Source organism: uncultured Polaribacter sp. (genome assembly GCF_947495205.1).
Lineage (GTDB): Bacteria > Bacteroidota > Bacteroidia > Flavobacteriales > Flavobacteriaceae > Polaribacter.
Genome location: NZ_CANLXV010000003.1, coordinates 180265 through 204814, shown reverse-complemented (window position 1 = coordinate 204814; position 24550 = coordinate 180265). Strand labels below are relative to the sequence as shown.

Here is a 24550-nt window from a genome sequence, read left to right as displayed (position 1 = left end):
TTTAAACTTCAAAAGAGCAAACTAAATAATTTTACTTTTGTCTTTTTATTAATTCTGCTTCAATATCTTTTAAGGTAAAACCTTTGGCTTGTAACAACATTAAGTAATGAAAAAGTAAATCTGCAGATTCATACAAAAACAATTCATCATTATTATCCATAGCTTCAATAACCGTTTCTACTGCCTCCTCACCTACTTTTTGTGCTACTTTGTTAATTCCTTTGTCAAATAAACTAGCTACATAAGATTTTTTAGTGTCTTTATTGGCAACTCTTTCTTTAATAACGTCTTCTAACGTAGAAAAGAAGCCATAGTTAGGCGTATTCTCTCCATTCCAACAAGTACCTGTGCCTGTATGGCAAGTTGGTCCTTTTGGATTTACAAAAATCAATAAGGTATCGTTATCACAATCTAGTTTAATATCTACTAAATTTAATACATTACCACTTTCTTCACCTTTAGTCCATAATCTGTTTTTAGTTCTACTAAAAAAAGTAACCAATTTGGTTTCTTGTGTTTTTGCAAAAGCTTCTTCATTCATATATCCTAACATCAATACATTTTTTGTAGTGGCATCTTGAATGATTGCTGGTACTAAACCGTCGTTATTTTTATTGAAATCTATGTTCATTATTATGATTTTTGGTTGATGGTTTTTGGTTGATGATCCGTATTTCAAAGAAACATAAACCATGTATTAACAACAAATTTTATATTCTTACAGGAATTCCCTGTATTTTTAATGCTTTTTTTAATTCTAAAATTGGTATTTCACCAAAATGAAAAACACTTGCGGCTAAAGCTGCATCTGCTTTTCCTTCAATAAAAGTATCTGCAAAATGTTGCATATTTCCAGCTCCTCCAGAAGCTATAATAGGTATATTTACTATTGATGATAAATGTGCCAAAGCTTTATTCGCAAAACCTGCTTTGGTTCCATCATGATTCATAGACGTAAATAATATTTCTCCTGCTCCACGTTTTTCAACTTCTATTGCCCAATCAAACAACTTAATTTCTGTTGGAATTGTACCTCCTGCCAAATGCACTAACCATTCTCCCTCAACTTGTTTTGCATCTATGGCAACCACCACACATTGATTCCCAAATTTTTCTGCCAATTCGTTTATTAAATCTGGTCTTTTTACTGCAGAAGAATTAATTGAGACTTTATCTGCACCACATTTTAATAATTTATCTACATGTGCAACGGAAGAAATACCACCACCTACTGTAAACGGAATATTTACTTGTTCTGCTACTTTTAAAACCATATCTAACGTAGTTCCTCTATTTTCTAAAGTTGCTGCAATATCTAAAAACACCAATTCATCTGCACCTAAATCTGCATATTGTTTTGCTAAAACCACAGGATCTCCTGCGTCAATTAAATTTACGAAATTTACACCTTTTACAGTTCTTCCGTTTTTAATATCTAAACAAGGTACTATTCTTTTTGTTAACATTTTATTTTGTGTTGGTTGGTGGTTGTTGGTTTTTGGTTGGTGGTTTTTGGTTGGTGGTTTTTGGTTAAAAATGATAATTATAAACCGTCAACTATGTATTTTTCTAGTTGTTTCAAACTAATTTTATTCTCATAAATTGCTTTTCCAATAATTACGCCTTCACAACCATTTGCTGCCAACTTTGGAATTTCATCAAAAGATGATATTCCTCCTGATGCAATTAATTTTAAGGGTTTTACTTCTGATAAAATTTGTTGGTAAACATCAAAACTAGGGCCTTGTAACATACCATCTTTTGAAATATCTGTACAAATTACATACTGTATTCCCTCTTTTTGATAGCCTGTAATAAAAGGGATCAATTCTAAAGAACTTTCTTCTTGCCAACCGTTTGTTGCTATTTTTCCGCCTGAATTATCTGGATAAAAATCTGCACCTAAAATTATTTTTTCTGAACCAAATTTCTCAATCCAACTTTTAAATATTGTTGGGTTTTTAACAGCTATACTGCCACCAGTAATTTGATTTGCACCAGAATTAAAAGCAATTTCCAAGTCTTTGTCAGCTTTTAAACCACCACCAAAATCAATTTTTAAATTTGTTTTTGTTGCAATTTTTTCTAAAACTTTATGATTTACAATTGTACTTGCTTTTGCACCATCTAAATCCACCACATGCAAAAATTCAATCCCTGCATCTTCAAATGCTGCAGCAACCTCTATTGGATTTTCGTTATAGATTTTTTTTGTATTGTAATCTCCTTTGGTTAAACGCACACATTTACCATCTATAATATCAATTGCAGGTATTATTCTCATTTTTTATTTGGTTTTCGGTTTTTAGTTTTTGGTTGGTGAATATTTACATTTTTCTACAAACAATCATAAACTAATAACTATCAATAAATTACTTATTTAAAGCTGTAACCTGAATTTCAATTTTCATTTTCTCATCAATTAAAGCTGCAGAAAAAACAGTTGCTGCTGGCTTTACATTTCCCAAATATTTTTTTAATACTGGTAAAATTGAATTAAAATCTGCTGCAACTGGTAAGATATACGTTACACGCACAATTTTATCTAAACTAGAACCTGCCTGCTCTAAAACTGCTTTTATATTTTCAAAACATTGCGCTGTTTGACTTACAACATCATCTGCAATTGTCATGTTTTCATAATTAAAACCGGTTGTACCAGAAACAAAAACCCAATCTCCTTCTACTACTGCTCTTGAGTATCCCATTTCATCTTCAAAAGGAGATCCTGAACTAATTAATTTTCTTGCCATATTTATATTGTTATTTATTTTTTAAATCTAAAAAGTTTTGTAGAATTTTTGCTCCTTCTATTCCAGATTTTTCTGGATGAAATTGCACACCATAAAAATTATTTTTCTGTAAAGCAGATGCATATGCAATTTCATAGTCTGTTTCAGCAATCATTTCTTCACATTTTTCTGCATAAAAACTATGCACTAAATACATGAATTCATTTTCTTTGATTCCCGTAAATAAATCTGACTTTAAATTAGAAATTACGTTCCAACCCATTTGAGGAACCTTAACTTTATCTGTAAAACGTTTTATAGCTACATTAAAAATGCCCAATCCTTTAGTGTTTCCTTCTTCAGAGGAGTTACACATTAATTGCATTCCTAGACAAATTCCTAAAACGGGTTGTTTTAAAGTAGGTATTAAAGTATCTAAACCACTTTCTTTTAACATTTTCATTGCAGAACTTGCTTCTCCAACTCCAGGAAAAATTACTTTATCTGCAGTTTTAATTTCATTCACATTATTTGTTAAAATGGCATCAACTCCTAATCTTTTAAAAGCAAATTGAATACTTTTTATGTTTCCTGCTCCGTAATCTATAATTACTAATTTCATTTTTTCTATTGGTTTATTGTTGATGTTTTTTGGTTTTTAATTGATGGTTTAAAACACCAAGAACTAAAAACAAATCACAATCAACTATAACAATCCTTTTGTAGATGGTAAAAACATCTTGTTAGGATCTCTTTTAACAGCCATTTTCATCGCTTTAGCAAAAGCTTTAAAAATACCTTCTATTTTGTGATGTTCATTAACACCTTCTGCCTTAATATTTAGGTTGCATTTTGCGCCATCTGTAAATGATTTAAATAAATGGAAAAACATTTCGGTTGGCATATCACCTATTTTTTCTCTTTTAAATTTAGCATCCCATTCTAGCCAATTTCTTCCACCAAAATCCACTGCAACTTGTGCTAAACAATCGTCCATTGGTAAGCAAAAACCATAACGTTCTATGCCTAATTTATTGCCTAATGCTTTGTTGAATAATTCTCCAAAAGCAATCATGGTATCTTCTATTGTGTGATGTTCATCTACTTCTAAATCGCCATCTACTTTTATGGTTAAATCCATGTTTCCATGTCTACCAATTTGATCTAACATATGATCAAAAAAATGCAAGCCTGTAGCAATATTATTTTTACCAGAACCGTCTAAATTTAGTTTGATGTAAATTTTAGTTTCATTGGTATTTCTAGTAATTTCTGCAACTCTATCTTTTAATTTTAAAAACTCATAAATTGCAGACCAATCTGTAGATGTTAACGCAATACAATCTAAAATTTCTTGCTTAGAAGTTTCTATTTCATCTGCTCCTAAATCAGGGTTTTCTGATAAATAAATACCTTTTGCACCTAAATTTTTAGCCAATTCCATGTCTGTAATTCTATCTCCTAAAACAAAAGAATTTGCTAAATCATATTCTTCAGAAAAATATTTAGTTAACAAACCTGTTCTTGGTTTACGTGTTTCTGCATTTTCATGAGGAAAAGTTTTATCTATAAAAATTTCAGAAAAAACAACACCTTCTTTTGCAAAAGCATCAATAATTTTATTTTGAGCTGGCCAAAACGTTTCTTCAGGAAAAGAATTGGTTCCCAAACCATCTTGGTTGGTCACCATTACCAATTCGTAATCCAATTCAGACGCAATTTTTGCCATGTATTGAAATACTTTTGGATAATATTCTAACTTTTCTAAACTATCTAGTTGATAATCTACGGGCGGTTCTAAAACTAATGTTCCGTCTCTGTCTATAAATAGTACCTTTTTACTCATTTTAGTTTTTCTTGTCATTCCTGTAAAAACAGGAATCTACTTCTAATTTTAATTTTGGATTCCTTGCCTGCACAGGAATAACATTTTATTCTATTTCCGTTAAAGCCTGTAATAATCTATTATTTTCAACATCAGTTCCTATTGTAAAACGCAATGTATTTTCGCACAAAGGCTGTGTAGTTCTATTACGAATTACAATTCCTTTCGCTATTAATTGATTATACCTTTTTGTTGCATCATCTACCTTTACCAAAACAAAATTACAATCTGTTGGGTAAATTTCTTTTATAAAATCAATTTCTTTTAAATTAGAAATTAGCTGATTTCTTTGGTTCTTAATTGCTATAATTTCTTGCTGAACTTCATTTACCTTTTGCAAACGCTCAATTGCCTTTTGTTGCGTTAATTGGTTTACATTATAAGGTGGTTTTATGTTATTTAAAATTTTTATAATTTCTGGTGATGCATAACAAACACCTAACCTAATTCCTGCTAGACCATAAGCTTTAGACAAGGTTTGCGTTACAATTAAATTTGGAAATTCTTCCAATCTTGCTAACCAACTTTTTTCCTCAGAAAAATCAATATAAGCTTCATCTATAATTACAAAACCATTGAATTTGTGTAACAATTCTTCTATAATTTTGGTTGAAAAACTATTTCCTGAAGGATTATTTGGCGAACATAAAAAAAGCATTTTAGAATTCTCATTTATTTTTTCTAAAATCTGATTAACTTTTGGTTGAAAATCTTGTGTTAATAAAACCGTTTTATTTTCTACATTATTAATATTGGCTAAAACACTATACATACCATAAGTTGGCGGTAAAGTAATAATATTATCTTCTTTGGGTTCGCAAAAAGCTCTAAACAATAAATCTAAAACTTCATCACTTCCATTTCCTAGAAGAATATTTTCTTTAGAAACCTTTTTTATTTTTGATAACAAGTCTTTAACGGCGTGTTGCTGTGGATCTGGATAACGATTTACACCGTTTTCAAACGGATTTTCATTAGCATCTAAAAACACCATTTGGTCTGAAGTAGCATCTTTATATTCATCTCTTGCAGAAGAATATGGTTTGATGTTTTTGATATTTTCTCTTACGAGATTGTTTATATTGAAATTCCCCATTTGTCTTTTGGACATCTTCCATTAAAAGGAAAAAATATCGCTCTTATTAATTATTTTTAATATATTTTAAACGCAAAGTAACCGCATTTTTGTGCGCTTGTAAACCTTCTGTTTCTGCCATAATTTCAATGGCTTTTCCTATATTTTTTATACCTGTTTCAGATATTTTTTGAAAAGTAATACTTTTATTAAAACTATCTAAATTTACACCAGAATATGCTTTTGTAAATCCGTTTGTTGGTAAAGTATGGTTTGTGCCAGATGCATAATCTCCTGCGCTTTCTGGTGTATAATTTCCAATAAAAACAGAGCCTGCATTTTCAATATTGTTTACATAAAAATCATCATCTTTTGTGCACACAATAAAATGTTCTGGACCATATTCATTAATTAAATCTAAAGCCTCTGCGTGGTCTTTTACCAATATAGATTTCGAATTTTCTATGGCTTTTTTGGCAATTTCTACTCTTGGTAACTCTTCTATTTGTTTGTTAATCTCTACTTCAACATCTGCAATTAATTTTTTGGAAGTTGATACCAAAATAACTTGAGAATCTACACCATGTTCTGCTTGACTTAACAAATCTGCAGCTACAAAACTTGCGTCTGCAGCATCATCTGCAACCACTAACAATTCACTTGGACCTGCTGGCATGTCTATAGCAACACCAAATTTTGTTGAAAGCTGTTTTGCAACCGTTACAAACTGATTTCCTGGACCAAATATTTTATACACTTGTGGTATTGTTGCTGTACCAAAAGTTAAACCTGCAATGGCTTGTATACCACCCATTTTTACAATTTTGGTAACACCACATAAATGAGCTGTATATAAAATGGCTGGATGAATTTTACCTGATGCGTTTGGCGGAGAACACAACACAATTTCTTTACAACCTGCAATTTGAGCAGGAACAGATAGCATTAAAACTGTTGAAAACAAAGGCGCAGTTCCTCCAGGAATATACAAACCTACTTTAGTAATTGGTCTTTTTTCTTGCCAACATTCCACACCATTTGTGGTTTCTAAAAAAACTTTTTCTGTTTTTTGTACTTTATGAAAAGCTTCTATATTTGATTTTGCTAACTGTATTGCTTCTTTTAATGCTTCAGAAACTAAACCAATTGCTTCATTAATTTCAGTTTCTGAAACAATGGCGTTATCTAAAGCAACTCCGTCAAATTTTTGGGTGTATTTTGCAATGGCTTTATCTCCATTTTCTTTAACATCCGTAAAAACATCGTTAACAACACCTTCAATATCATCAACCGTTTTGGTAGGTCTTTCTAAGATTTTTTTCCAATCTTTTTTATGTGGATTGTTTATGATTTTCATAATTCTAAATTCTTATTAACTTGCCCAAGCGTTAGGGATTGAAACGACATCCTTTTTGCTTAGTTTGAGTGAATTTGCTTTTTTGCAAATTTGTATCGAAAACTCAGCAAAAAGATATAGTGTAAAGCCCGTTAAAACGCCCAAAAAATATATATTTTTGTCATTGTGAGTTTGTAAAGCATTCTTTGTATTAAAAAAGAGATTACTTTAATTTTTCCTCTTTTGTAATGACGTTTTTAGAGCACCATTTTTTCTATTGGACAAACCAAAATACCTTCTGCGCCATTGGCTTTTAATTCGTCTATAATTTCCCAAAACTGATTTTTAGAAATTACGGTGTGTACAGAGCTCCAACCTTTTTCTGCCAACGGTAAAACAGTTGGACTACGCATACCTGGCAACAAATCTAAAATTGCGTCTAATTTTTCATTCGGTGCATTTAACAACACATACTTAGAATTTCTACCTTTTAAAACAGATTGAATTCTAAATTGAATTTTTTCTAAAATAGCTTTTCTTTCTGCTGATATTTGTGGAGAAACTGCTAAAACTGCTTCAGATTTTAAAAGAACTTCAATTTCTTTTAATCCGTTTTTAAATAAGGTTGATCCACTGGAAACAATATCACAAATACCGTCTGCCAAACCAATATTTGGTGCAATTTCTACAGAGCCATTAATTTTGTGCAATTGTGCATTTATATTTTGCTCTTTTAAGTATTTTTTTACGGTTTCTGGGTAAGATGTTGCAATGCGTTTGCCATCTAAATCTTTTAAAGAATTTGCTGTAGATTCTTTGGGTACTGCAATAGAAACTTTACATTTAGAAAAACCTAAACGTTCTATAAATTCTATATCTGCTCCTTTTTCTATAAGTACATTTTCTCCAATAATGGCAGCATCTACCACGCCATCTTTTAAATATTGAGGAATATCACCATTTCTTAAATAGAAAACTTCTACAGGAAAATCTCTTGCGGCTGCCTTTAATTGATCTTTACCATTGTCTATAGCAATACCAATATCTTTAAGGATTCTCATAGAATCTTCATTTAATCTACCAGATTTTTGTACTGCAATTCTTAAGTTTTTCATCTTTATTTTTATCTTTTTACTGTTCTTAAACGGAACAATCAAACTGATTTTTATATTTTCTAATTGTTTTAAATTTAAAAATGCAAAACCCGTTTGATTTGCTCAAACGGGTTTATAAATATGTTGACTTTATTCAATACATTTTTAAATCGCGATTGAGCAATTATTTAAATGATGACGATGTAATTGAATAAATTTCATTTTATTATTTTAATGATGCAAATATCTTAATTTTATTTTATTTTAAAGAATAAAACACTCTAAAATATTTTAAAAAATATTTTTTATTTTTTCTAGTTATAATCTTAAATACCGCTGATTAGTGTTAATTAACTGAGCATTTTTTGCAAAATTGTATATGCTTTTTTCTCTAAAATATCTACAGAACCGTCTGCAAATAGTACTTTTTTAATATTTCTTAGTAAATTTTCCTTTTCTGAATTGGTAAACTTGCTATTTGATATATATTCTTGAATTTTACTTAAATTTTCTTCTTCTGAATCTACAACTACTTCTGTGTGGATTTTATGTAACGTTTTTTTATCTACCAATGTATTAATAAATTCGTTTTCTTTTTTATCTTCTACATGATTTGCATGCGCTGCAAATAGCAGTAAATAAGCTTCAAATTCTTTTTTTGTCCAATTTAATTTCATAGTTATACGTGTATTGGTAAGTTTTTGGTACTGCCCCACTCTGTCCAAGAACCATCATAAACGGCAGTGTTTTTAATGCCTGCCATTGCTGCTGATAATGCTAAAATAGAAGCTGTAATTCCTGAACCACAGGTAAATATAATTTCTTTTTTGGTTTTATAATCTGTAAAGAGTTCTTTTAACGCTTCTTCTGATTTTAATTTGCCTTCTTTTAAAACTTCTGTAAAAGGTAAATTTACAGAGTTTGGTATGTGACCGCTTTTTAAATCTTCTCTTGGCTCTGGTTCTGTGCCATAAAACCTGCCTTTAGAGCGTGCATCTGCAATTAAAATCTCATTATTTTCTAAAGCATTTAAAACGTCTTTGGTGTATTTTATTTTTTGGGGTTGATAATTTACCTTAAAATTTCCTTTTGTGTATTTTTTATTATGAGGATTTTCTACGGGATATTTTTTTGAAATCCATTCTGGAAAACCGCCATCTAAAACGGCACAATTTGTAAAACCCATGAGTTGAAACATCCACCAAACTCTAGGTGAAGAATAGATTCCTAAATTGTCATAACAAACAATAAAACTATTTTTATTAATGCCTAATTCTTGTGCTTTCTCTTGAAATTGTTCTGGTGATAAAACGGTGTTTGGAAAAGTTGCCGATTTTTCTGAAAAAACCTGTTTTAAATCAAAAAAACGTGCGTTTTTAATTTGTTTTTGTTCTGTTTTATCTTTTGTTTTATCGGTTACTTTTGCAATGGTGCAATCTAAAACAATCTGGTTTTTGTTCTCTAAATTATGCTGTAACCAAGCTACACTTACTAAGGGTTTCTTTACTTCTAAAAACATTTAAAACAATTTTATAGCTTTTGCTAATTTAAAATATTTTGTCTTTGGTTTTTCTAATTGTTGGCAAAAATGTGCAATAGCGATTGCAACGGCATCCTTTTTTTAAAACCCTGATTTTTTTTCAGGTTTTTAAAAAAAGATATAGTGTAAAGCGCGACCACGCTTTTTTGCGTGGGATTGCCCTAAACATTTTATTTATTCTTCTTCTGAAAGGTCTTCTTTAAAGGCAGATGGTAAAATATCTGGTATTAATTTAATTAAAAGTGGTAATAACAGAGCGCCTCCTGGTAGCATAAATACGGCAAAAGCTGGTATGGCTTTACAAATGTCTAGCAACTGAATTTTTATTTTTTCTTTTTCTTCTTCAGTTAAATTGGTACTAACAGATTTTCTTATGAGCTGCATTGCTTCTTTACTTTGCAGTAATTCTTGGTGCAGTCTTAATTTATTTCTGTGTAATAATTGTTTTATTTCGTCTAAAGTTTGCATTATAATTTTCTGCGCTTTTTTTCTGCTTTTAACAAGTTTAACTCTCTGCTGGTTTGGCCAGCAACAGAGGTGTTTTCTTCTGCACGCCTTATTAAATATGGCATAACATCTCTTACAGGCCCAAAAGGAAGGTATTTGGCCACGTTGTATTTTTCATTTGCTAAATTGTAGCTAATATGATCACTCATGCCAAATAATTGCCCAAACCAAAGGCGTTTGTCGTCTTTTTTTATGTTGTGTTTCTTAGCCAAATCCATTAACAAATAAGAGCTTTCCTCATTATGTGTACCAGCAAAAAGCGCCATATTTTTATGTTCTATTATAAATTCTATGGCTTTATTAAAGTTGATATCTGTGGCGTTTTTGTCTTTACAAATTGGTGATGGATATCCTTTTTCTTCTGCTCTTGCTCTTTCTTTTTCCATATAAGCACCTCTAACCACTTTAAAACCAATATGATATTTTTTTTCTTGAGCTTTTTGGTGTACTTGTTTTAAATACGCTAAACGATCATGACGATACATTTGTAGGGTGTTAAAAACAATTGCTTTTTCTTTGTTGTAGGTTTCCATTAAGTTTTCAATAAGATTGTCTGCTGCATCTTGCATCCAACTTTCTTCTGCATCTATTAATAATGGAATATTTTTTTCTTGTGCTGTTTTGCACACTTTATGATATCTGGCTACTACTCTTTCCCATTCTTTCTCTTCTTCTAAAGTTAATAGTTTTTTTTCAGAAATTTTTTGATATAATGCAAATCTACCAAAGCCAGTTGGTTTAAAAACTGCAAAAGGTATGGCATCTTTTTCTTCGCAAAAATCTATAATTTTTAGAATTTTTTCTAAAGCACCATCAAAACTAACTTCTTGCTCTTTGCCTTCTACAGAATAATCTAAAACACTACAAACGTTACCATTATTGTACATATTATCTATAATTGGTAAACAATCTTCTTCTGTAACTCCGCCACAAAAATGGTCAAAAACTGTAGAACGTATTAAACCTTCTACTGGCAAATGCACTTTTAATGCAAAATTGGTAACAGCACTACCTATTTTAACCATAGGCTCACTTTGTATCATTTTAAATAAAAAATAAGCTCTCTCTAACTGCGAATCTGTTTTTAATGAAAAAGCAACTTTTGTATTGTTAAAAAGGTTCATCTGTTAAAATTTTGTCTAACAAAGATAGGTTAAGACTGCCTATAATTCAATATTTTCTATTTAATTTGCATTTTAAAATCGTTTGTAATGAATTCTATAAAAGCAATTAGTTATCCTGTTCATTTTCAAGAAAATGGCTATATCGCACTTTCTAAATTAATAGCAGAAAAAAAATACTCTACTATTTTTATTTTGGTTGATGAAAATACAATGGATCACTGTTATCCTAAATTTATACCCAATTTAAAGACGGAAAGACCTATTGAAGTTATAGAAATAGCCTCTGGAGAAATTAATAAAAATCTAGAAACTTGTATTGGCGTTTGGAATGCAATTACAGAATTAGGTGGAGATAGAAAAAGTTTGGTGATTACTTTAGGCGGCGGCGTTATTACAGATTTAGGTGGTTTTGTAGCTTCTTGTTTTAAAAGAGGAATAGATTTTGTAAACATACCTACTACTTTACTTTCTATGGTTGATGCTTCTGTTGGCGGTAAAACTGGCGTAGATTTGGGTGTTTTAAAAAATCAGATTGGTTTGTTTGCAAATCCGCAAATGGTTATTGTAGATGAGCAATATTTAAAAACAGTTACAGAAAGAGAAATAAAATCTGGTACTGCAGAAATTATTAAATATGGTATTACTTACGACTTAAAACTTTTTAAAGAAATTAAGGAAAATAATAATTTAAAAATTAGCGATTTAATTTTTAGATCTATAGAAATTAAAAATGAAGTTGTTTTACAAGATCCTAAAGAAAATGGATTGCGAAAAATTTTAAATTTTGGCCATACTTTAGGTCATGCAATTGAGTCTTTTTATTTAGAATCTGAAAATAAAGAGAACTTAACACATGGCGAAGCTATTGCCATTGGTATGGTTTGTGAAAGCTACATGTCTCACAAACTATTAGATTTTCCTAAAGCTAATGTAAACGAAATTAAAGCTGTGGTTTTATCTATTTATGAAAAAATTACGCTTTTAAAAGAAGATTTTACAGCAATAATAGCATTGCTAAAACACGACAAGAAAAACGTAAACGGACAAGTAAACTTTGTATTATTAAACGATTATGAAGATTACAAATTAGATTGTAAAGTTGCTGAACAGTTAATAATAGAAAGCATGGAGTTTTATAATGCTTAGTTTTTAAAATCTGCTAAAGTAATCTTTATCCATTTTTTCACCTATAAGAGAAAGATCTTCCACTAACTTTTCTATAAATCCTTTTAGGTCTCCTTGCACATCTTCTATGGTTTTATATTGATGTTCGTATTTTAATTTACCGATAAAAAATGCTGCAGAATCTTTATGTGGTATGTCGTCTTTACATAAATAACCAATATAGTAATGTATATTGTGTAAAGATTTCATTATTGAACGTGGACAATAGGGGTTTAAAATTAAAAAATCTAAAGCAGTGGTGCTTGTAGGAGCTTTTCTGTAATACCTTCGCATCATATCATAACTTTCTACACATTTTAGTAAAGTAGTCCACTCATAACTTGTTTCTACAGAAATATCAGAATTTACTTTACCTACTAATGCATCATTATATTTAGAGTTTACAATTCTAATTACCTGGTTGGCTCTTTCAATATAAATACCTAGCATTATTATTGCATACACTTCATCATGCAATAAAGTTCCTCTAATTTTAGTTCTTAAAGAAGGTACATTTGTGGTAATCATTTTTGTAAATTCAAACAAACCATTTTTAAGAAACTTGTCTTTATCAAAACTAATTACAGCTCTTTTAAGGGTGTTTATAGATTCATATAATTCTGAAGAAATTAAATCTCTAGCACTATTTGCATTTTGTTGAGCGTTACTTATAGAATTTAAAATAGAGAATTGTTTTTCTGGATTTAAACCAATATCAAACAACACTTTTTGCTCATCAAACTCTTTTAGATCTTTTAATTCTTCTTCATCTGCCACAAAAAGCATAGAACGCAATACAAATTGTCTAGATTGAGATAGATCATTTGGTGCATCTAAGGACGAGAAATAATTCACGTTCAAATATCTTGCTATGTGTTCTGAACGTTCTATATAACGTCCCATCCAAAATAAATTATTGGCTACTCTTGCTAACATAAAATTATTTTATTTTTTTAAAATCCAAGTATCTTTAGAACCACCACCTTGAGATGAGTTTACTACCAAATTACCTCTTTTTAAAGCAACTCTTGTTAAACCACCTTTTAAAACAAAATCTTTGTCTTTACCTAATAATGTAAACGTTCTTAAATCTACATGTCTAGGCTCAAAAGAATTTTCTTCTTCTATATATGTAGCGTGTGTAGATAAAGACATTATAGGTTGTGCAATGTATTTTCTTGGATCTTCTTTTATTGTGATTTTTACTTTTTCTATTTCTGCTTTCGTTAATTTATTTCCAATAGAAATTCCATAACCACCAGATTCATCTACAGGTTTAATAACCAATTTATCTATATTTTCTAAAACATATTTCAATTCATCTGGTCTGCTACAATGGTAAGTATGTACATTATTTAAAATGGGTTCTTCATTTAAATAGTACTTAATAATTTGTGGCATGTAGGTATAAATCGCTTTATCATCTGCAACACCAGTTCCTGGTGCGTTTACTAAACATACTTTTCCTTTTTTGTAACTTTTAAACAAACCAGGAACACCTAATAAGGAATCTTTTTTAAATGCTAAAGGATCTATAAATAAATCGTCTACTCTTCTATAGATTACATCTATTCTTTCTAAACCTCTAATGGTTTTCATATACACAAAATCATTTTCTATAAACAAATCGCGTCCTTCTACCAATTCTACACCCATTTGCTTAGCTAAAAAAGAATGCTCGTAGTAAGCCGAATTGTAAACTCCAGGAGTTAATACCACACATTTTGGTAAATCTACACCTTTAGGTTTTACTGATTCTATAATCTCTAAAAGGTTTTGCCCATAATCTGATACATTATAAGATTGATAGTGATTGAAAACACCAAATAAAGTTCTTTTTAATGCTGCTCTGTTACCAACAACATAACTTACCCCAGAAGGACATCTAATATTATCTTCTAAAACATAATAATCACCATCGGAATGTTTTATTAAATCTGTTCCAGAAACGTGATTGTAAATGCCACCTGGTGGATTAAAACCTTTCATTTCCTTTAAAAAATTCACAGAAGAATTTATTAATTCTATAGGAACAATACCATCTTTAATTATTTTTTGATCATGATACAAATCCCATAAAAACGCATTCAAAGCTTTACTTCTCTGCAAAGCTCCTTTTTCTATTTTAGTCCATTCTTTATTCCCAATAATTCTTGGAAATAAATCAAAAGGGAAAATTTTCTCTTTAGTTTCTTGATCTCCATACACTTGAAAAGTAATACCTTGATTAAAAAAAGCATCTTTTGCCTTTTCATTTAGGTTAGAAAAGTCATTTACAGAATACTCACTAAATAAATTAAATAAAGTTTCATAAACTTCTCTAACTTGGTTATTTTCTGTAAAAATTTCATCATAAAATCTAGAATCAAATTCGTAAGATGAAAAAATAGGTAAATTAATAGGTGCTTTCAAAACGTGGTTGCTTTTGGTTTTGTAAAACTAATAAAATAAAAAGTAAATTAAGAATAAAATATATGATTTATTTGAATTATTTTTGCCTAAACAAGCAAATCACTGATTTTAATTTATCAAAAAATCAATTTTTGTAAAAATTCAATAATATTTTTATTTGTAATAATTTAATTAAAAATGATTAATTTTACCAATAATTGTATTTTTCAAAGAAATAATTCAGTCAAAATATTTACAAAAAACATCTAGAATGGCATTAAAAATTGTAATATCTCATAAAACAAAATATAAATATGATCGTTCCGTTAAACTTTCGCCACACATTTTTAGGTTGCGTCCAGCGCCACATTCTAGAACACCAATAGAATCTTATTCTTTAAAAATAACACCAGAAAACCATTTTTTTAACTGGCAACAAGACCCATTTGGAAATTATTTAGCCAGAGTAGTTTTTCCGGATAAAACTAAAGAACTCTCTATAGATGTAGAAATTATTGCTGATTTAAAAACAATTAATCCGTTTGATTTTTTTGTAGAAGAATCTGCAGAAGAATTTCCTTTTACCTATAATGAAACCATACAAAAAGAGTTACAGCCGTATTTAGAGGTTACAGAGAGAGGAGATTTATTAAAAGATTTTGTTGCTTCTTTAGACATGACGCCTAGAAAAACAATTTACTTTTTAATAGACATCAATAGAAAAATTTATGAATACCTAAGTTATAACATTAGAATGGAACCTGGTGTGCAAACTTGTGAGCAAACGTTGCATCAAAAAAACGGTTCTTGTAGAGATTATGCTTGGTTATTAGTGCAAGCTTTAAGACATTTAGGTTTTGGCGCACGTTTTGTTTCTGGATATCTGGTGCAATTAAAGTCTGATGAAAAATCTTTAGATGGGCCTTCTGGACCTGCAGAAGATTTTACAGATTTACATGCTTGGGCAGAAGTATATTTACCAGGTGCTGGTTGGATTGGTTTTGATGCCACCTCTGGTTTATTAGCAGGTGAAGGTCATATTCCTTTAGCATGTACACCTTCTTTTGAAAGTGCTGCTCCCGTTTTTGGACTTTCTGACGTTTGTGAAACCGAATTTGAATTTGAAAATTCTGTAACCCGAATTTTTGAATCGCCAAGAGTTACCAAACCTTACACCCAAGAACAATGGAAAGCCATTGATAAATTAGGAAATAAAGTAGAAAAAGAACTGCAAAAAAACGATGTTCGTTTAACTATGGGTGGCGAACCTACCTTTGTTTCTATAGACGATATGGAAGGCGCAGAATGGAATACAGATGCAGATGGTGTCCATAAAAGAAAATTGGCCGCAGATTTATCAAAACGTTTTTTAGATAAATTTTCGGAAGGTGGTTTTTTACATCATGCGCAAGGCAAATGGTATCCAGGAGAACCATTACCAAGATGGTCTATTGAATTATGTTGGCGAAAAGACGAAAGAAAAATATGGTTTAATCCCAATTTATTGGCTGCTCTAGCTCCAGAAACACAAATTCCTGAAAATGCAGATATTTTATTTTTAGAAACACTTACAAGGTATTTAGCCGTTACGCCAAAACACATAAAGCCTACCTATGAAGACGCTTTTTTAATGTTGTATGAGAAAGGGAATTTACCAATAGATTACAATCCTGAAGAAGATAAAGACAGTACATTAGCTGAGAAAAAAATTAATGAAATTTTAGAAAATGGAATGTCTAAACCTGTTGGTTTTGTTTTGCCATTAAATAAAACGGAAGAAAAATGGTTTAGCAGCGAGTGGACTTTTAGAAGAAATCATATTTATTTAACTCCAGGAAACTCTCCTTTAGGTTTGCGTTTACCATTAAATAGCTTACAACAAAAACCAGAACACGAACTTTTTCCTATATACGAACCAGATTTATTTTCAAAAAAGAAACGTTTGCCTAGTTTTAGACAAATTGTTTCTAAAAGGCATGCAGATTATTTACAAAATGGTATTCCACAAAATATGCCAAATTATTTTGTAAGAACAGCCTTGTGCTCTGAAATTAGAGAAGGAAAATTACATTTATTTTTACCACCTTTAGAAGATGCAGAACAATATTTAGATTTGTTGGCATCTATAGAAGCAACAGCAAGAGAATTAGAAATTCCTGTAATTTTAGAAGGTTATGGCCCACCACATGATAATAGATTAGAATCTATGAAAATAACTCCAGATCCAGGAGTTATTGAAGTAAATGTGCATCCGTCTAAAAACTGGAAACAACTTAAAAACACAACGTTTACCATTTATAATGAAGCTAAAAAATCTAGATTAGGAACAGAAAAGTTTATGCTAGATGGCAAACATACAGGCACTGGTGGTGGAAACCATGTTACATTAGGCGGTGTTTCTCCAAAAGACAGTCCTTTATTACGTAAACCAAGCTTATTAAGAAGTTTACTTACGTTTTGGCAACATCATCCAGGTTTATCCTACCTATTTTCTGGTTCTTTTATTGGACCAACAAGTCAGGCACCAAGAGTAGATGAAGCAAGACATGATAGCTTATACGAATTAGAAATTGCGTTTAGTCAAATACCAAAAGATGGCGATGTTCCTTTTTGGCTAACAGACCGTTTATTTCGTCATTTATTAACAGATTTAACAGGAAATACTCACAGAGCAGAGTTTTGTATTGACAAATTGTATTCTCCAGATTCTTCTTCTGGTAGATTGGGTATTTTAGAGCTAAGAGGTTTTGATATGCCACCACATGCACAAATGAGTTTACTACAAAACTTATTAGTAAGAACCTTAGTTTCTTGGTTTTGGAAAAAACCTTACGAACATGATTTGGTAAGATGGGGTACAGAATTACACGATAAATTTTTAATAGAACATTTTGTAAGAGAAGATATTAAAGATATTGTAAATCAACTAAATAAAGCAGGTTACAAATTTAAAGAAGATTGGTTTAATCCGTTTTTCGAATTCCGTTTTCCTTTATATGGTATGGTTGATATTAATACCATTCATTTAGAATTAAGAGCAGGAATAGAGCCTTGGAATGTTTTAGGTGAAGAAATGACAGGCGGTGGAACTGCGAGGTATGTAGATTCATCTTTAGAAAGATTACAAGTAAAAGTTAGTAATTTTACAGAAGAAAGATATATCTTAACTTGTAATGGTGTAAAAGTACAATTAAACAACACTGGTGTGCATGGAGAATATGTTGCAGGTGTGCGTTATAAAGCCTGGAATCCCTACTCTGCACTACACCCAACAATTGGAGTAGATACACCTTTGGTTTTTGATATTGTAGATACTTGGAACAAACGTTCTATTGGTGGTTGCACCTATTTTGTTGCGCATCCAGGAGGTAGATCTTATGAAACCTATCCTATAAATAGTTTTGAGGCAGAATCTAGAAGAATCAATCGTTTTTGGGATTTTGGTCATACACAAGGTGAAATATCCACAGAGAAAGAAAAAAAGAAAAATACCGACAAAGATGTGGAGCGTTCTGTTGAAAAACAAGGAAGTTTAAAAAAATTCAGTTTTAAAGAGATTCCTGTGAACCCAGAATATCCAAATACCTTAGATTTGCGTTTTAAAAAATAAACGGTAAGTGTGCGTATGGTGACGAATGAATTATTTAAAGATTATTTTAAAGATTTTGAAAATTATGATGAAGTTTTAAGATCTGATATGACTATAAATTCTAATTGGAAAAAATTACTAGCTAACTTTTCTTCTTTGGGTATACCAAAATTAATTAAAAAACAAGAAGATTTAGATTGGTTGCTATCAGAAAATGGTGTTACTTACAATGTTTATAATGATCCTAACGGATTAAATAGACCTTGGAGTTTAAATATAATTCCCTTTATTATAGATCAAAAAGAATGGAATTCTTTAGAAGAAGGATTAAAACAACGTGCCACACTTTTTGATTTAATTTTAAAAGATATTTATGGTAAAAGAGAATTAATTAGCGAAGGTATTGTACCACAAGAAATTATTTATTCTCACAGAGGTTTTTTAAGACCTTGTGACCAAATACAGTACAACACCAATAAAAATCTTTTAATTCATTCGGCTGATTTGGCAAGAGGTCCAGATGGAAGAATGTGGGTAGTTAATGACAGAACTGCGGCACCTTCTGGAATGGGTTATGCTTTAGAAAATAGATTTTCTACAAGAGAAGTAGTTCCTAACTTTTTTACAGATATTAACGTACAACAACCGTTTGATTTTTTTAAGGATTTTAATGAACTTTTAATAAATAGTGCACCTAACAATAAAAAGGATCCAAATATTGTAATCTTAACACCTGGTCCACATAACGAAACGTATTTTGAACATAGTTATTTGTCTTCTTTTTTAGGTTATCCTTTGGTAAAAGGAAATGACTTAGTGGTAAGAGATGAAAAAGTATGGATAAAAACCCTAAAAGGTTTAATACAGGTTGATGTAATTTACAGGCGTGTAGATGATGCGTTTGTAGACCCTTTAGAATTAAGAGGAGATTCTTATTTAGGCGTTGCAGGTCTTTTAAAAGTGGTAAGAAAAAACAATGTTGCCATTATGAATCCTGTAGGTAGCAGTGTATTAGAAAACCCGGGGTTAATTCCTTTTTTAAATTCAATTTGTAAATACTTTTTAAAAGAAGAACTTTTATTACCACAAATTGCATCCTGGTGGTGTGGACAAGAAAAAGAATTAAAGTATGTTTTAGAAAACATAAAAGACCTGGTTGTAAAACCTATTGATAAAACAAACAGAGAAAGTATTTATTTCTGTGAATTTTTGTCAGAAAAAGAATTAGAGAAATTAAAACAAAAAATTCTAGCAAAACCTTACCGTTTTGTGGCGCAGCAAAAAATTTCTTTTTCTACGGCACCAAATCTTACCAAAGAAAATTTAGAACCCAGAAAAGTAATGTGTAGAACCTTTTCTGTGGCAAAAGAGAATTCTTACAGTGTTATGCCAGGTGGTTTGGTAAGAGTTGCTGCTGAACGAGAAGAATTAAATGTATCTAACCAAAAAGGTGGCACCAGTAAAGATTTTTGGGTAACAAATACTAGTGATGATTTTACCAAAAAAAGACAACGCTATCATTGGCATCATTCTAGCACAAATGTATTAAAAGGTATAGAAAATTTACAAAGTAATACCGCAGAAAACCTATTTTGGTCTGGTAGGTATTTGGCTAGAACTTTAGCTACAGCCAGATATATTAGAATGGTTTTAAACCAAACTTCTAATGCTGAGTTTAACAAACGAGAATCTGACTCAGAAAGTTTACAGATTCTTTACCAATCTGTTACTCATTTAACCTCTATATTTCCTGGTTTTAGTGGCAAAAACAAAGAAAAAGCACTAGAAAATCCTTTAAAAGAAATTGCCATTGTTTTATTTGAAGATACCAAAGTTGGTAGCTTAGCACATGCATTATTATCTTTTAAAAATTCTTACTATTCGTTACGTAATTTATGGTCTAAAGATATGTGGCGTGTGTATGATATGTTGCAAAAAGAGTGGCAAGATTTCGATAAAAAAGACCACGAAAACATTCCTAAAATAACCAAACTATTAGACAATATTATTACCAAACTAATTGCATTTATTGGTTTAATTGAAGAAAGTATTTTAGTAGATCAGGGTCTACTACTCTACTTTATTGGTTTACAAATAGAATTGGCAACCATAACTATAGATAAAACTAGAGCTTTGTTAGCTATTACTTATGATGAAGATGTAGAATACGAAATTTTAGAATCTTTATTAAACAGTCATGAAAGTTTAAATATTTATAGATACAGTTTTAGATCTTATTTGAATGTAGAAAATGTGGTTAATTTAATTTTATTAGACAATTCTTATCCTAAATCTTTAAAATACCAAATAAAACGAATTAGAAAAGATGTTTTTAAACTCCCTAAAAAAAGTAACAATATAGAGTTTACAGCTGTTCAGCAAGCAATAGTAGAGGCTTTTGAAATTATTGAAAACGCAAATGCTAAAGATTTAATTGCAACAGATAAAGAAGATTATACAAGAAAAAGTTTAGACAAAATGCTTTCCAATTTAAGTGATTGTTTACACCAAACTTATATTTCTTTAACGGATCTGTATTTCAATCATTCTGAAGAACAAAGTCAATTAGTACAACAAAACTTAAATGAATAAATGATTTTTTCTGTAATACATACCACAAGTTATACCTATAGCGATACAGTTACTTATTGCCACAATTTAGCGAATTTAAAACCACAAAATTCAGCTGGTCAAGAGGTGTTAGATTTTGACTTAGAAATTACTCCAGAGCCTGCTTCAATATCAGAAAAAAAAGACTTTTATGGAAATTTAATTACGCACTTTTCCATAGAAAAACAACACAAAGAATTAATTGTAACCGCAAAAAGCACAATTAAAAGAGCTTACGAATTACAAAAAAACATTAAAGATTATCCATTATCTTTTGCACTTACATTAAATGAAGCAAAAGCTGCTTTAAAAAATACAAATACAGAAATTTTAGATGCGAAACAGTTTTTATTAGACTCTAAATTTATTAAAAACATTTCGCCCATTATTAAAGCATATGCAGAAGTTTCTTTTAAACCAGAACGTTCTGTTTATGAAGCCTCAAAAGAATTAATGCAACGTATTTTTACAGACTTTAAATTTGATCCTAATTTTAGTACTGTATCAACACCAATAAATAAAGTAATGAAAGCAAAAAAGGGTGTTTGTCAAGATTTTGCGCAAGTTGCCATTGCTTGTGTGCGCTCTGTTGGTTTACCTGCACGTTATGTAAGTGGTTATATTGAAACTTTACCACCTCCAGGAAAAGAAAAATTAGTAGGTACAGATGCTTCTCATGCTTGGTTTTCTGTTTATATACCTAATTTTGGTTGGGTAGATTTTGATCCTACAAATGATCAAATACCAAAAAACCAACACATTATTACTTCTTATGGTAGAGATTATTATGATGTACCACCATTAAAAGGCGTTATTTATGGATCTGGTAAAAGTACAATGAAAGTTTCAGTAGATATTAGACCCGCAAAAAACCAAAACGAACAACAACAAACACAGCAACAGCAGCAGCAGCAATAATCTACTTTAAAAGTTAAATATTTTAAAACTCTCTTTTACCAAATTCACTATCAATAAATTTTGATTTATTTTTAGCCGCGTTAAATGTGTAAGAAAGGTTTAAAGTTATCATATCTACTTCATATTTGTAATTTGTAGTGGTAAAAAATTCATTTACTCTAGAAGTTGTAATTCGTTGCTCATTTGTTTTTAATAAATCCATATCCATATTTTGCCATTGTAAAGTAGCTACTAACTTCTCTTTAAATAGTTTTTTTCTAAAGGTTAAATTTGGCGAATAAAAACGAGAATCTTCACCCATAGCAGTTACTCTATCTGATAAGTAATTAAAGGTAAACTGTAAAGAAGCATTTTCCCAAAAGTTATATGTTGAATTTACATTAATGGAATAAATGGTTGAATTGTTATCAATATTATAATCTCGAGCAATACCATCTCTATGTCTAAAGTTAAGAACGCCATTAATATCATAATTATAGATATTAAAACCTACAAAATTTGTCCAGTTTTTGGTTGGTTTAATAGTAGCACCAATTTCTAAACCAATGGTATTAGATTTGCCTACATTAGAATATACTCTATTAATAATACTATCTATTACTGCACCATTTTGTTGATAAGCCAAAGTATTTACTCTATTAATAACGTTGTCTACATGTCTAAAATACGCTGTAGCATAAACAGCATTTCCTTTTTTAAGCTTTTTTGTAATGCCCAATTCTACCAAATCTATAAATTCTGGTTGTAAAGTATTATCTCCTTGTTCAAAAACTTCAGAATGTTCTCGCTCAGCAAAACTATTCATCTTAAAAGTAGTTGTTCGCTCAACTCTTTTACTGTAAGCTGTTTTTACATTGGTTTTGTCATTAATATTATATTGTAAGGATACAGAAGGAAATAATTTTAGAAAATCTAAGTTGAATGTATTTAGAATACCATCACTTCTTAAAGTTTCTTTATAAACTCTATCCATAGCCTCTAAACGAACACCTGCATTATAAGCCCATTTGTTTCTTTTACCCGTTATTTGAGAATATCCTGAATGAATTTTTCTTTTTAAACGAATATCGCTAGAAAATTCTGGCACTAAAGCACCATCTCTTTGATATACAAATTTACCTGTATGATCTAAATCTCTATATTGATAACCTACTTCTAAAATACCAAAACGGAAAGGTTTAAATTGATAATCTAAATTAAATCTTGCACCATACAACGGATTATCATTGGTATTAAATTCTCTTTGATACACAATTGAACTGTCTGGAAAACCTAAATTATCATTTTCTGTAGGACCACCTAAAAATGTATATTCATATAAAAATGAAGTCGTAATTTTAGAAGTATTATCAAATTTATGTGAATAATCAAAACTACCTAAGGCAAAATCTGCTTTTCTAATTCTTAAATTATGATTGAAATAAGTGAACTCATACAATAGATTATTGCTACCAATAGGAGAAACTGCTGAATTATTATAAACAATATCTGCCAAACGCTCTTTAGTGCGTTTTCCTGCAAAAAAACCAAGAGAAAAAATGTTCTTTTCATCTGGATTATAATCAACATTAAACCTTCCATTATACGTAACTTCATCAAAACTACGCTCACCATCAGAAGGTAAAAAAGTAGTTCTATTGGCTAACATATTATTTATAAAAACATCCCCTTCTCTTCTACCAGTTTTATCATTTCTTTGATAACTCGCACCAAATGAAAGGTTCCAATTCCCCGTTCTTTTATTTACAGTTGCATCTAATCCATATCTTTCTGCAGGAACTTGAGTATTATAATTTTCTATGGAAGGAAAACCACCACGCAAATTAATTTGAGTAAAAGTGCCATCTATAGCTCCTTTTTTAGTGATTATGTTTAAAATTCCCGCTTTTCCCTCAGGATCGTATTTTGCAGAAGGTGCAGTAACCAACTCTACCGTTTGTAAAGCATTGGCAGGCAATTGTGCCAAAATACTTGAAGGATCTCCTTGAGTAGGTTTTCCATTAATTAATACGGTAAATCCTGTGCTTCCTCTCACGCTTATTTCACCTAAACCATTTGTATTAACAGATGGTAAGTTTTTAATTACATCCACTGCATTTCCGCCAATTGCATTTTGAAACTTTTTGGCATCAAAAACCTGTTTATCTATTTTGTGAGAAACAACATTTTTTTCAGATTTAACAACAACTTCATTCAGTTGACTACCTTTACCTAAGCGTAAACTTAAAACACCAAGCTCTTTTTTCTGATTTTTAATAGTAATACTTATATTTTTTATAGTTTTTAATTGATAGCCTAAAAAAGAAATTTCTAAATAATATGTACCAGGTTTAATATTTTGAATAGTAAAAAGACCTTTTGCGTTGGTTATAACACCAGTTTCTAAAGTTTTTGAAGTTGTTTTATACAAAGCTACAGAAGCAAATTCTAAAGGATAATTATCTAAAGCATCTACTACTTTACCTTTAATTTGAGATTTTATAGCCAAACTAGAAATTAAAAAAAGTATTAAAAAAGAAAACTTTAAATTATTTTTCATGGTAATAAGGTCGTTTATTTTTGAGCAAATATAAATTACATTTTGC

20 protein-coding genes are annotated in these 24550 nt (G+C 30.3%); 4 read left to right on the top strand and 16 right to left on the bottom strand.

The features are described from left to right. Positions 1 to 31: 31 nt before the first annotated feature. The 13 genes from hisIE to Q0762_RS04150 form a co-directional block, all read right to left on the bottom strand. Positions 32 to 694 carry a bifunctional phosphoribosyl-AMP cyclohydrolase/phosphoribosyl-ATP diphosphatase HisIE gene (gene hisIE / locus Q0762_RS04210; RefSeq protein WP_298763961.1) on the bottom strand — a complete coding sequence of 221 codons (663 nt, stop codon included), beginning with the start codon at positions 692 to 694 and terminating at the stop codon, positions 32 to 34. A 16-nt stretch (positions 695 to 710) separates the two neighbouring features. Beyond that, positions 711 to 1466, bottom strand: a complete 756-nt coding sequence (gene hisF / locus Q0762_RS04205; protein ID WP_298763958.1) for an imidazole glycerol phosphate synthase subunit HisF — start codon at positions 1464 to 1466, stop codon at positions 711 to 713. A gap of 77 nt (positions 1467 to 1543) precedes the next feature. Further along, positions 1544 to 2284, bottom strand: a complete 741-nt coding sequence (hisA, locus tag Q0762_RS04200) for a 1-(5-phosphoribosyl)-5-[(5-phosphoribosylamino)methylideneamino]imidazole-4-carboxamide isomerase (RefSeq protein ID WP_298763956.1) — start codon at positions 2282 to 2284, stop codon at positions 1544 to 1546. A gap of 88 nt (positions 2285 to 2372) precedes the next feature. Then, positions 2373 to 2753, bottom strand: coding sequence for a RidA family protein (locus tag Q0762_RS04195; protein WP_298763954.1), 381 nt, complete (start codon positions 2751 to 2753; stop codon positions 2373 to 2375). A gap of 10 nt (positions 2754 to 2763) precedes the next feature. Then, complete coding sequence (gene hisH, locus Q0762_RS04190; protein WP_298763952.1) at positions 2764 to 3354, bottom strand: imidazole glycerol phosphate synthase subunit HisH; 591 nt, start codon at positions 3352 to 3354, stop codon at positions 2764 to 2766. An 84-nt stretch (positions 3355 to 3438) separates the two neighbouring features. Then, positions 3439 to 4578: a bifunctional histidinol-phosphatase/imidazoleglycerol-phosphate dehydratase HisB gene (hisB, locus tag Q0762_RS04185; protein ID WP_298763950.1), complete on the bottom strand. Its 1140-nt coding sequence runs from the start codon at positions 4576 to 4578 to the stop codon at positions 3439 to 3441. Between the two features lie 85 nt (positions 4579 to 4663). Further along, positions 4664 to 5713: a histidinol-phosphate transaminase gene (gene hisC / locus Q0762_RS04180; protein ID WP_298764127.1), complete on the bottom strand. Its 1050-nt coding sequence runs from the start codon at positions 5711 to 5713 to the stop codon at positions 4664 to 4666. A gap of 46 nt (positions 5714 to 5759) precedes the next feature. Then, on the bottom strand, positions 5760 to 7049 hold the full coding sequence (hisD, locus tag Q0762_RS04175) for a histidinol dehydrogenase (RefSeq protein ID WP_298763948.1): 1290 nt from the start codon (positions 7047 to 7049) through the stop codon (positions 5760 to 5762). A gap of 236 nt (positions 7050 to 7285) precedes the next feature. Further along, positions 7286 to 8143 carry an ATP phosphoribosyltransferase gene (gene hisG, locus Q0762_RS04170; protein ID WP_298763946.1) on the bottom strand — a complete coding sequence of 286 codons (858 nt, stop codon included), beginning with the start codon at positions 8141 to 8143 and terminating at the stop codon, positions 7286 to 7288. Positions 8144 to 8472: 329 nt separating this feature from the next. Then, positions 8473 to 8799, bottom strand: coding sequence for a hypothetical protein (locus Q0762_RS04165; RefSeq protein WP_298763944.1), 327 nt, complete (start codon positions 8797 to 8799; stop codon positions 8473 to 8475). Between the two features lie 2 nt (positions 8800 to 8801). Continuing rightward, positions 8802 to 9641, bottom strand: coding sequence for a sulfurtransferase (locus Q0762_RS04160; RefSeq protein WP_298763942.1), 840 nt, complete (start codon positions 9639 to 9641; stop codon positions 8802 to 8804). A gap of 195 nt (positions 9642 to 9836) precedes the next feature. Then, positions 9837 to 10130, bottom strand: a complete 294-nt coding sequence (locus Q0762_RS04155) for an LETM1 domain-containing protein (RefSeq protein WP_298763940.1) — start codon at positions 10128 to 10130, stop codon at positions 9837 to 9839. Continuing rightward, entirely contained in the window at positions 10130 to 11293 is a 1164-nt protein-coding gene (locus Q0762_RS04150; RefSeq protein WP_298763938.1) for a proline dehydrogenase family protein, read from the bottom strand. The genes Q0762_RS04155 and Q0762_RS04150 overlap by 1 nt, the downstream gene beginning before the upstream one ends. An 87-nt stretch (positions 11294 to 11380) precedes the next feature. On the opposite strand from Q0762_RS04150, the gene aroB reads away from it, so the two are divergent. Continuing rightward, positions 11381 to 12439, top strand: a complete 1059-nt coding sequence (aroB, locus tag Q0762_RS04145; protein ID WP_298763937.1) for a 3-dehydroquinate synthase — start codon at positions 11381 to 11383, stop codon at positions 12437 to 12439. A gap of 3 nt (positions 12440 to 12442) precedes the next feature. On the opposite strand, the gene Q0762_RS04140 is transcribed toward aroB, so the two are convergent. Further along, positions 12443 to 13393: an alpha-E domain-containing protein gene (locus tag Q0762_RS04140; RefSeq protein WP_298763935.1), complete on the bottom strand. Its 951-nt coding sequence runs from the start codon at positions 13391 to 13393 to the stop codon at positions 12443 to 12445. Positions 13394 to 13402: 9 nt separating this feature from the next. Continuing rightward, a complete protein-coding gene (locus Q0762_RS04135) occupies positions 13403 to 14869 on the bottom strand; it encodes a circularly permuted type 2 ATP-grasp protein (protein ID WP_298763933.1) in 1467 nt (488 codons plus the stop codon). 250 nt (positions 14870 to 15119) lie between these two features. Between Q0762_RS04135 and Q0762_RS04130 the strand changes: the two genes are divergently transcribed. Genes Q0762_RS04130 through Q0762_RS04120 form a run of 3 tightly spaced genes read left to right on the top strand, consistent with a single transcriptional unit; the run spans position 15120 to position 21965 of the window. After that, positions 15120 to 18458, top strand: coding sequence for a DUF2126 domain-containing protein (locus tag Q0762_RS04130; protein WP_298763931.1), 3339 nt, complete (start codon positions 15120 to 15122; stop codon positions 18456 to 18458). Positions 18459 to 18473: 15 nt separating this feature from the next. Then, the gene (locus Q0762_RS04125; RefSeq protein ID WP_298763930.1) at positions 18474 to 21029 is read left to right on the top strand and encodes a circularly permuted type 2 ATP-grasp protein; all 2556 of its coding nucleotides are present in this window, start codon (positions 18474 to 18476) and stop codon (positions 21027 to 21029) included. Then, complete coding sequence (locus Q0762_RS04120) at positions 21030 to 21965, top strand: transglutaminase family protein (RefSeq protein ID WP_298763928.1); 936 nt, start codon at positions 21030 to 21032, stop codon at positions 21963 to 21965. A gap of 22 nt (positions 21966 to 21987) precedes the next feature. On the opposite strand, the gene Q0762_RS04115 is transcribed toward Q0762_RS04120, so the two are convergent. Then, positions 21988 to 24504 (bottom strand): outer membrane beta-barrel protein, encoded by a 2517-nt coding sequence (locus Q0762_RS04115; RefSeq protein WP_298763927.1) that lies wholly within the window; start codon positions 24502 to 24504, stop codon positions 21988 to 21990. Positions 24505 to 24550 lie beyond the last annotated feature (46 nt).